Genomic DNA, 13,843 nt, shown 5'->3' with positions numbered 1-13,843 from the left:
GTCAGTTGCTTGTCTCCATTGAAACGGTGTCCGCGGCAGCTGCGCCGGCAGTGAGCATCGACGCCCAGATGTGCGGGAATTCCGGCATGGTCTTTGACGTCGTTGCGATGTCTTCAACCTGGACACCCTCGACGGCGAGCCCCAGGATGGCGCCCGCAGTAGCCATGCGGTGGTCGGCGTAGCTGTGCACGACGCCGGCGTGCAGCGCTGCGGGCCGGATCACCAGGCCGTCGCTGGTTTCCTCGGCGTCGCCGCCGAGCCGGTTGATCTCGGCGACCAGCGCGGCCAGCCTGTCCGTTTCGTGTCCCCGCAAATGCGCGATGCCGGTGAGCCGGGAAGGACCGGTTGCCAGGGCGCACAATGCCGCTACGGTAGGAGCGAGTTCGCTGGTTTCGTCGAAATCCGCTCCCAGGATTTCCGGTCCGCCGGTGACCGTCAGTGTGCCGTTGTCCAGCGTGACGGTTGCACCCATGGTGGCGAGGATGTCCCGCCAAAGGTCCCCGACTTGCGTGGTGTTGGCCGGCCAGTTGGGGATGCGGATGGTTCCCTTCGTGGCCAACGCCGCGGCGAGGAAGGGACCCGCGTTGGAAAGGTCCTGCTCGATCCTCTCGTCGAACGCCTGAATGGTGCCGGGGGCGACCCGCCAATGGTTCGGCACGGAGTCATCCACCTGCACTCCGACGCCGCGCAGGACCGAGACGGTCATGTTGATGTGGTCGAGGCTCGGCACGGGCTTGCCGACATGCTCGAGGTGAAGGCCCTCATCGAACCGGGCGCCGACCAGCAACAGGGCGGAGACGAACTGCGACGAAGCGCTTGCGTCGATCACCAAGTGGCCGCCGCGGACAGAGCCTGTGCCGGAAACCTTGAACGGGAGGGAGTTCGCTGTATGCCCGTCGAGGCCGCTGACTTCCACTCCGAGTGTCCGGAGGGCTTCGATGATGGTGCCCATGGGACGTTGGCGTGCGTGGGGGTCGCCGTCGAACACCGAAGCGCCGTTGCGGAGGGCCGCGAGCGGCGGCACAAAGCGCATGACCGTGCCGGCCAGGCCACAGTCGATGGCGGTCTCCGACGCCGTGGCCGCGGGATCGATGGGGGTGACTTCAAGGTCCGGGCCGTAGTGTCCATCGCCGGGAACTTCGGTGATGGTGGCGCCAAGCTGGCGCAAGGCCTCGACCATCAAGGCGGAATCCCGCGAATGCAAGGGTGCCCGCAGCCTGCTTGGGCCGTTGGCCAAGGCCGCCAGGACCAGATAACGGTTGGTCAGCGACTTCGAGCCGGGAACCGTGACCGTGGCATCCACAGGGTGGCTGGCGAAGGGTGCCGGCCACAGGGGGAGTGCGGGCGGCGTGGCGCTTCCTGAATCGTCGGTCTGCGTGGCGGGGGATCCTGGCATGCTTCCTTATGCTCCAACTGCGTTGTCTACGGCCTTGCGGACGGCACGGTCTGTCTTCTTGAACTGCTTGCCCGTGGCCTTCTTGGCGTCCATGGCGAGGTGTTCGGCACGCCATGCGAGGCTTGGTTTGCCCGCGGTGTCGACGGCGGCGAGGAAAACGCCACCCGTCAGCGAAATGTTCTTGAGCAACTGGGCGCGGCGGGCGAGCCGGCCTTCCTTGGTGCTGATGTCGGCAGAACGCCACTCGACAAAAGTGTTCAGGACCGAGATGCCGGCAAGCACGCTTGCCGAGAACCGGGAGCATTTGCCGAGTGCCAGCAAGGCGCCGGCGCCCACTTGCGCACCGCCGATGACCCTCGCCAGCGTCTTCTCGTCCGCCGGGAAAGGCAGTGACTCGGAAGCGCGGCGGAGCAGCGGAGAGAGCTGCTTGGCAGTGTCATCCGCGTTCTTGAGCTTGTCCAGCCCTGCGACGACAAAACTGGAAGCCAACATTGGCCTGGCGAGAAAACGGACGAGGGACATGTTTTGCCTCCTGGATGGCGTGCCACGGTGTTCAGGTGGTGCTGCGTTCAAGTGGTGCGGTGTTCACGGGGTGCAGTCGGATCTAGTCTTGCATCTTTGCGGAATATTTGCCCGGAGCTTGCCGTTGTCAGAAGAAGGTGCGGTATGGGCTGGACCTTGGATTGTGGCGTGTGTGTGGTGCCGCGCTTTGTCATGTCGTTTGAGTGGAGATGGTTTTTTGGCCTTGGTTAAGGACCGCGAGGGACACTTGGCGCTTGGGCGGGAGCTGCCAGGGGACTCCCGGAGGGTGACAGTAGACTTGGATGCAATGAGCACCATGGATCCGGCCGCAGCGGCCATGTACAAGGCAGCGACCGAAGTCACGGACGCAACGTCCGACGGCGACGCGACGGTTGAGTCCGACGTCGAGATTGCGGTGGACTTCGCAACGGAGACCCCCGAACAACGGAGGGCGCGCTTCGAACGCGACGCGATGCAGTATGTCGACCAGCTTTATTCGGCCGCCATGCGCATGGCCAGGAATCCGTCCGACGCCGAGGACCTGGTCCAGGAGGCCTACACCAAGGCCTTCTCCGCCTTCCACCAGTACAAGCCGGGTACCAACCTCAAGGCGTGGCTGTACCGCATCCTGACCAATACGTACATCAACCTCTACCGGAAGCGGCAGCGAGAACCGTTGCAGTCGAATTCGGACACCATCGAAGACTGGCAGCTGGCGCGGGCGGAGTCCCATACGTCGGCGGGGCTGCGTTCTGCGGAGGCGGAGGCACTGGACCATTTGCCGGACTCGGACGTGAAGAGCGCCCTGCAGTCCATTCCGGAGGAATTCCGGCTCGCGGTGTACTTCGCTGACGTCGAAGGCTTCGCCTACAAGGAAATATCAGACATCATGAATACCCCGATCGGCACGGTCATGTCCCGGCTTCATCGCGGCAGGAAAATGTTGCGCGATCTGCTGGCGGACTACGCCGCAGAACGGGGAATCAGCGCCGGCGCGGAAGAAAAGGCCTTGGCCGTGGGCGCGGCCACAAGCAAAAAACAGGAGAAAAGGAAATGAGCTGCCAAGGATTGGGCGACTGCGACGATGCTCGGATGCAGCGTATCTACGAGTACCTCGATGGTGCGTTGACCCGCGAGGACATCGCAGAGATCAAGGTGCATCTGGAAGATTGCCCGGAGTGCACCGAGCAATACGACCTTGAGTGCGTCATTCGCACCGTGGTCAAGCGCTCCTGTACGGAAGCGGCTCCTGAGAATCTCAAGAACTCGATCCTGGACAGGATCCACGCTATGAAGTCCGTGGACGTCTAACAGCCTCAAACGGCAAGGGCCCCGGAAACCTGATGGTTTCCGGGGCCCTCCGCATTAAGTCTTACGCTAAGCCGCTGGCTTAGGTGTTGGGACGCTTGCCGTGGTTTGCGCCGCCGCGCTTACGGTCACGACGCTTACGTGCACGCTTGCTCATAGCTGGCCTCCTTAGATTCTTGATACTCAATAAAGCTGCCCTCCAGTCTCCCACATCACGGGGCCGCCCCGCGAACCGTGCCGGCCAACCGCGGAGGGAATCGGGGGACTCAGCCGCGCAGGGAATTCCGGATGGAGATCCTGGCCTGGTCCAGGACAGTGCGCACGGTCTCAAGGGCGACCGGAGTCAGGGCCTTGGAGCCGGCGTGCTGTCGCAGCTCCACCCGGATGTCATCACGGAAGGACTGGACCATCATTTCGGCTTCCTTCAGGATGCGGTGTCCCTCCGGAGAGTAGCTTCCGGCCCACGACTGGAAGTCCGCGGACTTCGCATTGGCTCGCGCGGCTTCGGCAGTCGCCGCCAGGTCTGCACGCAAGCCGCGCATGTTGCTGCGGATGTCGTCTCGGAGATTGTCGGCCAAGCGCCGCACGGAGGCGGAGATGTTGTCCTCGACGTCGGCCAGTTCCTGCCGTCGGCTGTTGAGTTCGGCCAGTCCGGCCGCGGTGATGGAGTAGTTGGTCCGGCGCCCGTCGCTGCTGGTGGCTACGAGTCCTTCTTCCTCGAGTTTGCCAAGGCGCGGATAGATGGTTCCGGCACTGGGCGAGTAGGTCCCGCCGAAGCGTTCGCCGAGGGCCTTGATGAGCTCGTAGCCGTGCTTGGGGCCTGATTCCAGGAGCGCCAGCAGGTAAAGCCGGAGGGCTCCGTGGGCAAAGACGGGCGGCATCAGGCTTCCTCCTCTCCGGGTGCTGAGTGCGTTGTTCCGGGGGCTGGCGCACTGCCATGGATGATGGAGGTCTTTCCGGACACGGAATTGGTGCGTGCCACCATGAGCCGCTCGTCAGGGCCAACGATGGTCTGGACCCTTCCACCTGACTGGGCATAGAGCTGGTCATCGATCATCACGGTGCCACTTGCCGTCTTGGCCACGATGTCCACGCCCACGTCATGCGGAAGGCGGACAGTGAGGTCCCCTGAAATGGAGTTGGCTCCGAAATCCTGGGTGTAGCCGTGAAGGTCGAAGCTGAGGTCGCCGCTGACAGTATTGGCCCGGATGTTCTTGAAACGGCCCGAAGCCGTGACTTCGCCCGAGACGCTCTTGGCGGTCATGACGCCGTCGTGGTTTCGGGCGATGACTTCGCCGCTCACGGTGTTGACGTGAAGCTCGCCCCGCGTGCCGTCCGCGAGGACTGACCCGGACACCGTGTTGAGGCGGATATGGCCGGTGACTCCCGACACCATGCCGTCGCCGCCCACGGTTCCTGCTTCGACGTCGACGCCGGCTGGCAGTGCGATGCTAATGACGATCGTGTTGGTGCTGGTGTTGTTGACGGTCCCCATCAGGTTGCGGAACCAGCCCTGGGGGCCGTGCAACTGGTGGCGGACCTCGAGCCGGCCGTCAATGAGGCTGACGCTCAGCGGATCGCCGTCGATCTCCGAGACTTCGATCCTGGTGGTCGCCTCGTCGTGCGTGACGACGTCGAAGCGACCCTTGACGATCCCCAGCTTGAGTGAGCGGACGCCGTCGACGTCGATGGTCTGCGGACCGGTAACGGTCCAGTTCTCTTCTGACATGGCCCCTCCATTGCTGCGCTACCATTGTCGCGATATATCGCGTTGATGAATTCACGATATATCGCGATATCGCGCTTGGCAATGGGTCCCGAAAGCGAGAGGGGTGCCTCGGGCCCTGGCTATTCCGGCTGGGCGATCCTCAACCACTGGAACCAGCCGCGGTGCAACACGAGCCAGGCCATGAGCCCGTAGCCCGCTTGGCCCGGGGTGCCGCCATTCGCAGCGAGGTCGGTGCGCCACTGTTCGTGGTTGAGCAACGGCGAGAACGTGTCGACGTAGTGGTGGTTGCGGCGGGTGGTGACGTCCGCAAATGCGGCATTGAGTTCCGCGATCCGGCGGTTCTTGGCCGGGTCCAGCGTGGGTGGTGGACCGACGACGAATACTTCGATGTTGCTTTGGGACGCCCCGTCGAGGATATTGGCAAGATTGAGGCGGCTGCGTGCCGTGGAGACACCGAATTCGATGTCGCGGCCGGACAAACCGATCACGAGGCGGTTTTCGTGGACGTTGCTGAAGCGTCTCCCGGCTTCGTCGAGCCAGCGCGCCGCAAGGCCCTCCGTGCCCTCCATGGGGCAGGGAAGCGAGTAGCTCTCCACGGGAACGGAGTCCTGGGGAGTCCGCGCAAGAACCCTTCCGAGCCAGCCCAAGGCCCTGGGGTCACCGAGCCCGGCGAGTAGTTCATCACCAACAGCTGCGATGCGCAGCTTCCTGTCTTCCACGGTTACCTCTTCACCAAACGTTGCGGTCCTTGCACTGTGCCCGGCCGGGCGGCTGGATCACCGGGCACTTGTTCCATTAAACAGAACCGCCCGGCTGGAAGCGGGTATTGAACCTCCAGCCGGGCGGCCTTCTCTTTTGAGGGTTACTTGCGTTCGAATGCCTGCTTGAGCAACGTGGCCTGTTCAGCGCTGTGGCGCTTCATCGAACCGGCTGCCGTAGAGGCCGATGCCGGACGCGAAACGAGCCGGACCTTGCGGTCCAGTGCCTGCGGCAGGTTCAAGCCGATGAACGGCCACGGACCCTGGTTGGCGGGTTCGTCCTGCGCCCAGACGATGTCGGCGTTCGGGTACTTGGCCAGTTCCGCCTCGAGCTGGGCCTGGGGCAGCGGGTACAGCTGCTCCAGGCGGATGATCGCAGTCGACGTGTCGCCGGTCTTCTGCCGGTTCGCCAGAAGATCGTAGTACAGGCGGCCGGAAACCAGGATCACGCGGTCAACGCTCTGTGCCTGAAGGGGCTCGTGTTCGCCGATGACCGGCTTGAAGCCGCCCGTGGTGAAGTCCTCCACCGCTGAAGCCGCACCCTTGAGGCGCAAAAGCTGCTTCGGAGTGAAGATGATAAGCGGCTTGCGCGGACGGCTGTAAGCCTGCCGGCGCAACAAGTGGAAGTGCGAGGCGGCCGTGGTGGGGTTCGCCACGATCATGTTGTCCTCGGCACAAAGCTGCAGGAAGCGCTCGATGCGTGCGGACGAGTGGTCCGGTCCCTGGCCTTCGTACCCGTGGGGCAGCATGAGCACGAGCGAGGAACGCTGGCCCCACTTTTGCTCGGCCGAGGAGATGAATTCGTCGATGATGGTCTGTGCACCGTTGACGAAGTCACCGAACTGGGCCTCCCACAGCACCAAGGCGTCCGGGCGTTCCACGGAGTAGCCGTACTCGAAGCCCATGGCCGCGTATTCGGACAACAAGGAGTCGTAGATCCACAGCTTGGCCTGATCCCCGCTCAGGTTGCCCAGCGGCATCCATTCGCTGCCGTTGGCGCGGTCGTGGAACACGGCGTGACGCTGAACGAACGTGCCGCGGCGGGAGTCTTGGCCGGCGAGGCGGACGGGGACGCCCTCCATGACGAGCGAACCAAAGGCCGCGATCTCGCCGAAGCCCCAGTCGATGCCGCCTTCGCGGGACATCTGCTCACGCTTCTCCAAGAGCTGCTTGAGCTTGGAGTGGACCGTGAAGCCTTCCGGAATATCGAGGTGCGCCTGGCCGATCCGCTGCAGCATTTCGGCTGAAATGGCGGTGGTGGCCGGCGCGTTGGTGCCGAAGTCCGCCTGCTGGGCGATGGGACGCTCGATGTCCGACACCGCGGCGGAATCCGCCGTGATGATCGGGATAGGCGAAGTCTGTGCGGCGTGGGTCTCCGCGAAGACGCGTTCGAGGCGTTCCTGGTAGTCGCGCAGCAACTGTTCGGCTTCGTCCTCGGTGATGTCGCCACGGCCGATGAGGGATTCCGTGTAGAGCTTGCGGACGGAGCGCTTGGCTTCGATGAGGTTGTACATGAGCGGCTGCGTCATCGAGGGGTCGTCGCCCTCGTTGTGTCCACGGCGGCGGTAGCACACCATGTCCACAATGACGTCCTTGTGGAATCGCTGGCGGAACTCGTAGGCCAACTGCGCGATGCGCACCACGGCCTCGGGGTCGTCGCCGTTCACATGGAAGACCGGAGCCTGGATCATCTTGGCCACGTCGGTGGAGTACGTCGAAGAGCGCGACGACGACGGTGCGGTGGTGAAGCCGACCTGGTTGTTCACGATGATGTGGATGGTTCCACCGGTGCGGTAACCGCGCAGCTGGGACAAGTTGAGCGTTTCCGCGACAACGCCCTGGCCTGCAAACGCGGCGTCGCCGTGGACCATGATGGGCAGCACGGGGAACGCCTCGCCCTGGTCCAGCCGGTCCTGCTTGGCCCGGACAATGCCTTCAAGCACGGAGTCAACCGCTTCGAGGTGGGACGGGTTGGCGGCGAGGTAGACCTTGGTCTCATTGCCGTTGTCCGACGTGAACGTGCCCTCGGTGCCGAGGTGGTACTTGACGTCGCCCGAGCCCTGCACCGAGCGGGGGTCCTGGGTGCCTTCGAACTCGCGGAACACCTGGGCGTACGTCTTGCCCGCGATGTTGGTGAGCACGTTGAGGCGGCCACGGTGGGCCATGCCGATCGCGACTTCGTCGAGTCCGTCGTCGGCGGCGTCGGAAATGATGGTGTCCAGCAGCGGAATCAGGGATTCCCCGCCTTCGAGGGAGAATCGCTTCTGGCCCACGAACTTGGTCTGCAGGAAGGTTTCGAAGGCCTCTGCTGCGTTGAGCTTGGATACGATGCGCAGTTGCTCTTCGCGGCTCGGCTTGGAGTACGGGTGCTCCACCTGGTCCTGGAACCACTTGCGTTCTTCGGGTTCCTGGATGTGCATGTACTCAATGCCCGTAGTGCGGCAGTAAGCGTCGCGGAGGACGCCCAGGATGTCGCGGAACTTGAGCATCGGCTTGCCGCCGAATCCGCCGGTGGGCCACTCGCGGTCCAGGTCCCACAGGGTGAGGCCATAGGTCAGCACGTCGAGGTCCGGGTGCTTGCGCTGGACGTATTCGAGGGGGTTCGTATCTGCCATGAGGTGGCCGCGGACCCGGTAGGAGTGGATCAACTGCTGGATCCGGGCAACCTTGTTGATTTCGTCAGCGGGGTCGACCTGGAGGTCGGGGCTCCAACGGACGGGCTCGTAGGGAATGCGCAGCGCTTCGAAGATCTCGTCGTAGAAGTTCTGGGCACCGAGGAGGAGCTGGTGGACGAGCTTGAGGAACTCGCCGCTTCCGGCACCCTGGATGACGCGGTGGTCGTACGTGGACGTCAGCGTGAGGATCTTGCTGATGGCGTTCTGGGCGATGATCTTCTCGCTCGCGCCTTGCCACTCGGCCGGGTAGTCGAGGGCTCCGACGCCGATGATGGCGGCCTGGCCCTTCGAGAGCCGGGGCACGGAGTGCACGGTGCCGATGCCGCCCGGGTTTGTCAGGGACACGGTGGTGCCGGCGTGGTCGTCCGCCGTGAGCTTGCCGTTGCGCGCGCGCTTGATGAGGTCTTCGTAGGTGTGCCAGAACTCCGCGAAGTTCATCGTTTCGGCCTTCTTGATGTTGGGAACCATCAGGAGGCGCGTGCCATCGGGCTTGGGCATGTCAATGGCGATGCCGAAGTTGACGTGCGCGGGCTGCACGGCAACGGGCTTGCCATCCACTTCGTCGTAGTACACGTTCATCGACGGGAACTGGGACAATGCGCGGACCACTGCGTAGCCGATGAGGTGGGTGAAGGAAACCTTGCCGCCACGGGCGCGGGCAAGGTTGGAATTGATGACAACGCGGTTGTCGATCAGGAGTTTGGCAGGAACGGCCCTGACGCTCGTGGCGGTAGGAACCTCAAGGCTCATGACCATGTTGGACGCAATGGCCTTGGCCGGACCACGGAGGACGGAGACGACGTCCTCTTCCGGCGGGGTGGGAGCTTTGGTGCTCTTGGGAAGCTGTGCCGGGATCGGCTGGGACTGGCTGCCGTCGGATGGCTTCTGCGCGCCGTCCTTGGCGACAGTGGCCGGTGCCTTCTTGACCGGTGCCGCGGGAGCAGCCGGAACAGGTGCGGGGGCGGCGGGGGGAGCTGCCGGGGCAACCACGGGCGCGACCGGCGTCATTGCCGTTGCGGCGGCCTGTGCCACGACAGGAATTTCGCGAGTGGGAGGGTTGGCAGGGGCTGCTGATGTTCCGTTGGAAGAAGTGCCGTCAGCGGTATCGAAGGACTCGAAAAGCGGCCACCACTTGGCGTCGACCGAATTCTTGTCCTGTTGGTACCGCTCGTACAGTTCGTCAACGAGCCACTCGTTTCCGCCAAATTCCTCGGGTAGACGGTGGCTTGGCTGCTCTGGCACTTGAAATACGCCTCTTCCATGAGTGTTGATTTCCAGCTGGCCCGGGGAACTGCAGGGGGGTGCAAGGCGAGCCAGGGTCCGGGTCCCGCGAACTCAGACCCTAGCCAGTCTAGTGACGAGCGGCGGCTATCTGCCAATAGTGGTGACCTAAATCATGCTTAAGGCGGGATGGCCCGGCTTTTGCGTCCGGAGGGGGCTCATCTTTCCCGGGATTTTCCGGTCGTTTGCTGCGTCGCAGAGCCCGGCCCTGGCCGGTGAAGTCGCGTGAAGCCGCGTCTCGGCCGGACTGTAGACTTGAATTCTTATGGACAGTAATTCTAGGTGCCGGCCTGGGAGCTGCAGGGGAAGCCGTTCGGCAATCTCCGCGCAGCGCACCCGCCGAGCCGGCAATACCCGTACACATGCCCATCGCACTCCGGATCTCCTGGCCGGCCGGTCGGCGGATCGCTCATCCGCTGCGTCCGACCAACCCCCGCCGGGCCAACCAGCCTGTAGCCCTCCTGGTGCCCTGCTCCTGCCCTCCGCACGATCCGGCGGCCTCTAATGGAGTGGCTTTTCCTTCTCGCCGGCGTGCTCCTGATTCTGGGCACCGGCTTCTTTGTAGCCGTCGAGTTCTCACTCGTGGCACTCGACCAGTCAACGGTCCAAAGAGCGGTCGACGGCGGCGACCACGCCGCCGAGGCGTTGCTCAGATGCCTCAGATCCCTTTCTACCCAGCTCTCGAGCTGCCAATTGGGGATCACCCTCACCACCTTGCTGACCGGCTTCGTCATGGAGCCATCGGTCGGCTCCCTCTTGCACGGACCGCTTCTTTGGGCCGGGCTGCCTGAGGCTGCTGCCCAGTCCTTGTCGCTCATCCTGGCCATGGCCTTCGCTACCGGCTTGTCGATGCTGATCGGCGAACTCGTTCCCAAGAACATGGCCCTGGCCTTGGCATTTCCGCTCGGCCGGGCGCTGGCCCGCCCGCAACTGATGTTCACGGCCGTGTTCAAGCCCGCAATCATTGTGCTCAATGGCTTCTCGAACAAGGTGCTCAACCTTGTGGGACTCGAGGCCAAGGAGGAGATCTCTGGCGCGCGCTCGCCTTCTGAACTGGCCTCCCTGGTGCGCCGTTCGGCAGAGCTGGGAACCCTCGACGCCGGGACGGCCAACTTTGTTGCCCGGACCTTGAATTTCTCGGCGCGTACGGCGGCCGACGTCATGACCCCGCGCATCCGCATGGAAACCATCGACGCCGACCAGCCCGTGTCGGACATCATCGAAGCGGCCCGGCGGACCGGGTATTCGCGCTTCCCGGTCATCGGCGAATCGGCCGATGACATCCGGGGCGTGGTGCACATCAAGAAAGCCGTGTCAGTCCCGTCGGAACGCAGGAGCCGGCTGGAGGCCGGAGCCATCATGTCCGAAGTCCTGAGCGTTCCCGAGACCATCCATCTTGACGCCCTGCTTTTGGAACTCCGCGAGGGCAACCTGCAACTCGCCGTCGTGCTTGACGAGTACGGCGGAACTGCGGGGATCGCCACCCTTGAGGACCTGGTGGAGGAAATCGTCGGCGAGGTGGCGGATGAGCACGACAGGGTCCGGCCCGGATTGCTGCAGAGCGCCTCGGGGGATTGGTATTTTCCCGGATTATTGCGTCCGGACGAGGTCAGTGAACAGATCCCGGGCCTCACGGTTCCCGACGACCCCGCCTACGAAACCGTGGGTGGCTACGTCATGAGCCAACTTGGCCGGATCGCGATGGTCGGCGACGTCGTCGAGGCCGGCGGCGGCACGCTGGCCGTCACCCGGATGGACGGCCGCCGGATCGACCGCATTTGTTTCCACCCCACGGCGCCCGACGGTGACGCCGACGACGACGAAGGCACCGAAATTGGCACAGCGGAAAGCGATTCGAACGGATGGCAAAGCAGGAAGCAGGCCAGCAAGCGGTTGAGCAAGGGGTCCGGCGGTTCTGCAGGCGATGCCGTAGGCAACCCCGTGGCCAAAACCAGCCGTAAAGGACGTGCCGCATGAGCGACTGGGCAGGAATCCTGTGGCTCGTGGTGCTGTTGATCGGCAACGCCTTCTTTGTCGGCGCCGAGTTTGCCGTAATGTCTGCGCGCCGCAGCCAGATCGAGCCTTTGGCCCAACGCGGGTCAAAGCGCGCGCAGACCACCCTCTATGCGATGGAACACGTCTCGCTGATGTTGGCGTGTGCCCAGCTTGGCATCACGGTGTGTTCTTTGCTGATTCTCCTCGTGGCCGAGCCTGCCATCCACCATTTGCTGGGGGCACCGCTGGAGTCCGTGGGCGTCCCGGTTGAATTGGCGGATGTCATCGCGTTTGCGGTTGCCTTGCTCGCGGTCACCTTCCTGCATGTCACCTTTGGCGAGATGGTCCCCAAGAACATCTCTGTTTCGGTCGCAGACAAGGCGGCTTTGCTTCTGGCGCCGCCGTTGGTCCACGTGGCCCGCTTCGTGAAGCCCGTCATCTGGACGCTGAACTGGCTGGCCAACCGCATCCTTCGCTTGATGAAGATCGAGCCCAAGGACGAGGTGACCTCCTCCTTTACCCTCGAGGAAGTGCAGTCCATCGTGCAGGAATCGACCCGTCACGGGCTGGTGGACGACGACGCCGGCCTGCTGAGCGGCGCTTTGGAGTTTTCCGAGCACACCGCTGCGCACATCATGGTGCCGCTGGACAAACTCGTCACGCTCAAGCCTGGCTCGACGCCGCGGCAACTCGAGAAAGCGGTCAGCCGCACCGGTTTCTCACGCTTCCCCGTGTTGGACGACGACGGTGAGCTGACCGGCTACCTTCACATCAAGGATGTGCTTTCCATTCCCGAGGAAGGGCGCCGCTATCCGATCGCGGAAAGCCGGATCCGGTCCCTCGTGAACCTCGCACCGGAGGACGAGATTGAAGATGCCATGGCCGTGATGCAGCGGACCGGCTCGCACCTGGGTCGCGTGGTGGGGACGGGCGGTGCGACTCTGGGGGTGTTGTTCCTGGAAGACGTCATCGAACAGCTTGTGGGCGAGATCCGCGACGCCACCCAGGCCAGGGGAATCCGACGGCTGGGCGGAACGGAATCAGCGTAACCTCCTGCTGGCCTCCAACGGGGCCGGCAGGAGCCGCCCAAAATTCTAAATAGGAATCATTCCCATTTGCGGGTACACTCATGGAGTCCCCTGTTGTGCTTGATTCGGTAGATCCGAGGTTTTCCGTGCGTCGTGCCGCCGCCCGCCTTTCCCTTGCCGCCCGCCTTTCGCTTGCCGCTTCCGCGGGCCTGGCAGTCCTGCTTTCCGCATGCGCGGCACCCGCCGCGACGGCGCCGTCGTCGCCCTCCGGGGTGATCGACGTGGTGGCCTCCACCAGCGTGTACGGCGACATCGCCAAGAGCGTCGGCGGTGACAAAGTGTCAGTCACCTCCATCATCAGCAAGACCAGCCAGGATCCGCACTCCTACGAGGCAAGCACCCAGGACAAGCTGGCCGTCTCCAAGGCCCAATTGGTGATCGACAACGGCGCGGGCTACGACGACTTCTTCAGCAAGCTGGCCGATGACAGCAAGGTCGCGGCGGACAAGACCCTTACCGCCGTCAACGTCTCCGGGCTCCTTCCCGCGGCCACGGCCGGCACATCTCCCTCAGCGGTGCCGGAAGGGTTCAACGAGCACGTCTGGTACAACTTCGACGCGATGGCGAAAGTGGCCGATGCTATCGCTGCGAAGCTCGGAAGCCTGAACCCCGCCGATGCCAAGACCTTCACCGCCAATGCCGACAAGTTCAAGTCTTCGCTGACCGGACTCAGCGCCAAAGTCGCAGCGATCAAGGCTTCCAAGGGTTCCGCTCCGGTAGCGGTTACAGAGCCCGTACCGGGGTACTTGCTTGAGGCTGCGGGCTTGGAGAACAAGACGCCCGAGGAATTCAGCCACGCCATTGAGGTCGGCTCGGACGTTCCGCCGGCAGCGGTCAAGGAAACGAGCGATCTGATTTCCTCGAAGTCGGTTCGCTTCCTCGCGTACAACGAGCAGACCGCCAGCGCTGAGACGGAAAAGCTGAAGGCCGCGGCAACTGCTGCCGGCGTCCCGGTGATCGGTTTTACCGAGACACTTCCCGAGGGCAAGGACTACGTTGCCTGGATGACGGACAATGTGGGCAACGTTGCTGCTGCCCTGAACAAGTAAAGGCCTATGCAGATACGAACAGACGGGCCCCGCAATCGTCCT

At 63.7% G+C, this 13,843-nt stretch carries 12 protein-coding genes; 5 read left to right on the top strand and 7 right to left on the bottom strand.

Going from position 1 to position 13,843, the window contains the following annotated elements; genetic code table 11:
- Nucleotide 1: 1 nt before the first annotated feature.
- Both aroA and VLA65_RS04615 read right to left on the bottom strand, forming a co-directional pair.
- Nucleotides 2–1,396, bottom strand: a complete 1,395-nt coding sequence (gene aroA, locus VLA65_RS04620; protein WP_332601911.1) for a 3-phosphoshikimate 1-carboxyvinyltransferase — start codon at nucleotides 1,394–1,396, stop codon at nucleotides 2–4.
- Nucleotides 1,397–1,402: 6 nt separating this feature from the next.
- The gene (locus tag VLA65_RS04615) at nucleotides 1,403–1,918 is read right to left on the bottom strand and encodes a DoxX family protein (RefSeq protein WP_059387593.1); all 516 of its coding nucleotides are present in this window, start codon (nucleotides 1,916–1,918) and stop codon (nucleotides 1,403–1,405) included.
- Between the two features lie 217 nt (nucleotides 1,919–2,135).
- Here VLA65_RS04615 and VLA65_RS04610 point away from each other — a divergent pair, with 217 nt between their 5' ends.
- Together VLA65_RS04610 and rsrA are read left to right on the top strand one after the other, a co-directional pair.
- Nucleotides 2,136–2,975, top strand: a complete 840-nt coding sequence (locus tag VLA65_RS04610; protein ID WP_059387594.1) for a sigma-70 family RNA polymerase sigma factor — start codon at nucleotides 2,136–2,138, stop codon at nucleotides 2,973–2,975.
- A complete protein-coding gene (gene rsrA / locus VLA65_RS04605) occupies nucleotides 2,972–3,229 on the top strand; it encodes a mycothiol system anti-sigma-R factor (RefSeq protein ID WP_028264789.1) in 258 nt (85 codons plus the stop codon). Before VLA65_RS04610 ends, rsrA begins: the two co-directional genes overlap by 4 nt.
- A gap of 79 nt (nucleotides 3,230–3,308) precedes the next feature.
- Here rsrA and VLA65_RS21975 read toward each other — a convergent pair whose 3' ends face one another.
- The 5 genes from VLA65_RS21975 to VLA65_RS04585 form a co-directional block, all read right to left on the bottom strand.
- The gene (locus VLA65_RS21975) at nucleotides 3,309–3,383 is read right to left on the bottom strand and encodes a 50S ribosomal protein bL37 (protein ID WP_369299106.1); all 75 of its coding nucleotides are present in this window, start codon (nucleotides 3,381–3,383) and stop codon (nucleotides 3,309–3,311) included.
- A 109-nt stretch (nucleotides 3,384–3,492) separates the two neighbouring features.
- Nucleotides 3,493–4,107: a PadR family transcriptional regulator gene (locus VLA65_RS04600; protein ID WP_059387595.1), complete on the bottom strand. Its 615-nt coding sequence runs from the start codon at nucleotides 4,105–4,107 to the stop codon at nucleotides 3,493–3,495.
- Nucleotides 4,107–4,955, bottom strand: a complete 849-nt coding sequence (locus VLA65_RS04595) for a DUF4097 family beta strand repeat-containing protein (protein WP_332601910.1) — start codon at nucleotides 4,953–4,955, stop codon at nucleotides 4,107–4,109. The genes VLA65_RS04600 and VLA65_RS04595 overlap by 1 nt, the downstream gene beginning before the upstream one ends.
- 119 nt (nucleotides 4,956–5,074) lie before the next feature.
- Complete coding sequence (locus VLA65_RS04590; RefSeq protein WP_059387597.1) at nucleotides 5,075–5,674, bottom strand: GDSL-type esterase/lipase family protein; 600 nt, start codon at nucleotides 5,672–5,674, stop codon at nucleotides 5,075–5,077.
- Between the two features lie 143 nt (nucleotides 5,675–5,817).
- Nucleotides 5,818–9,630: a multifunctional oxoglutarate decarboxylase/oxoglutarate dehydrogenase thiamine pyrophosphate-binding subunit/dihydrolipoyllysine-residue succinyltransferase subunit gene (locus VLA65_RS04585; RefSeq protein WP_284988436.1), complete on the bottom strand. Its 3,813-nt coding sequence runs from the start codon at nucleotides 9,628–9,630 to the stop codon at nucleotides 5,818–5,820.
- 543 nt (nucleotides 9,631–10,173) lie between these two features.
- Between VLA65_RS04585 and VLA65_RS04580 the strand changes: the two genes are divergently transcribed.
- The 3 genes from VLA65_RS04580 (at nucleotide 10,174) to VLA65_RS04570 (ending at nucleotide 13,801) form a co-directional block, all read left to right on the top strand.
- The gene (locus tag VLA65_RS04580) at nucleotides 10,174–11,646 is read left to right on the top strand and encodes a hemolysin family protein (RefSeq protein ID WP_307053591.1); all 1,473 of its coding nucleotides are present in this window, start codon (nucleotides 10,174–10,176) and stop codon (nucleotides 11,644–11,646) included.
- Nucleotides 11,643–12,713 (top strand): hemolysin family protein, encoded by a 1,071-nt coding sequence (locus VLA65_RS04575; protein ID WP_059387599.1) that lies wholly within the window; start codon nucleotides 11,643–11,645, stop codon nucleotides 12,711–12,713. The genes VLA65_RS04580 and VLA65_RS04575 overlap by 4 nt, the downstream gene beginning before the upstream one ends.
- A 95-nt stretch (nucleotides 12,714–12,808) precedes the next feature.
- The gene (locus VLA65_RS04570) at nucleotides 12,809–13,801 is read left to right on the top strand and encodes a metal ABC transporter solute-binding protein, Zn/Mn family (RefSeq protein WP_307053592.1); all 993 of its coding nucleotides are present in this window, start codon (nucleotides 12,809–12,811) and stop codon (nucleotides 13,799–13,801) included.
- The last annotated feature ends 42 nt before the right edge of the window (nucleotides 13,802–13,843 follow it).

This window comes from Arthrobacter sp. S2(2024), assembly GCF_036662515.1.
In the GTDB taxonomy this organism is placed as follows: Bacteria; Actinomycetota; Actinomycetes; order Actinomycetales; family Micrococcaceae; genus Arthrobacter.
The sequence above is the reverse complement of the archived record's forward strand: the minus strand, read 5'-3'. Positions and strand labels throughout refer to the sequence as shown.

What these genes read in the sequence shown, in the direction of transcription:
- VLA65_RS04600 (WP_059387595.1), bottom strand. Translation starts at nt 4,107, where the DNA reads ATGCCGCCCGTCTTTGCCCACGGAGCCCTCCGGCTTTACCTGCTGGCG.
- rsrA (WP_028264789.1), top strand. Translation starts at nt 2,972, where the DNA reads ATGAGCTGCCAAGGATTGGGCGACTGCGACGATGCTCGGATGCAGCGT.
- VLA65_RS04580 (WP_307053591.1), top strand. Translation starts at nt 10,174, where the DNA reads ATGGAGTGGCTTTTCCTTCTCGCCGGCGTGCTCCTGATTCTGGGCACC.
- VLA65_RS04595 (WP_332601910.1), bottom strand. Translation starts at nt 4,955, where the DNA reads ATGTCAGAAGAGAACTGGACCGTTACCGGTCCGCAGACCATCGACGTC.
- VLA65_RS04575 (WP_059387599.1), top strand. Translation starts at nt 11,643, where the DNA reads ATGAGCGACTGGGCAGGAATCCTGTGGCTCGTGGTGCTGTTGATCGGC.
- VLA65_RS04615 (WP_059387593.1), bottom strand. Translation starts at nt 1,918, where the DNA reads ATGTCCCTCGTCCGTTTTCTCGCCAGGCCAATGTTGGCTTCCAGTTTT.
- aroA (WP_332601911.1), bottom strand. Translation starts at nt 1,396, where the DNA reads ATGCCAGGATCCCCCGCCACGCAGACCGACGATTCAGGAAGCGCCACG.